Source organism: Gilvimarinus sp. 1_MG-2023 (assembly GCF_030548285.1).
Genome location: NZ_JAUOSC010000503.1, coordinates 1 through 335, shown reverse-complemented (window position 1 = coordinate 335; position 335 = coordinate 1). Strand labels below are relative to the sequence as shown.

The 335-nt window shown below is 54.9% G+C and carries 1 protein-coding gene; it reads left to right on the top strand.

What is annotated here, in order from left to right:
- Positions 1–240: methyltransferase (locus tag Q4563_RS17820; protein WP_303605450.1), on the top strand; the 240-nt coding region annotated here is incomplete at its 5' end.
- Positions 241–335: the final 95 nt, after the last annotated feature.

Sequence of the window (335 nt, the reverse complement as noted above, 5' to 3'; positions counted from 1 at the left end):
CCTCTGGACTGGGTCGTCTGTAATCCCCCTTTCCACGATGGCCACAAGCAGCTGAACAACATCGCCAACGACATGTTCCGTGATGCCGCCCGCCAATTACAGCCCGATGGCAATTTACTGGTCGTTGCCAACCGGCATTTGAATTACCCGCCCTTGCTCAAACGCCTGTTTAGCCAGGTACAGCGCATCAGCGCGGATCAACGCTTTGTTATCTTCTGGTGCCAGACACCCAAATGCTGACACCCACTACAGGATCTCCTATGAAACCTGCACACGCCGCTGGCCGTAGCGCCTATTGCCTGATGCTGGCACGTATCAATTTGCCCCATTTGCAG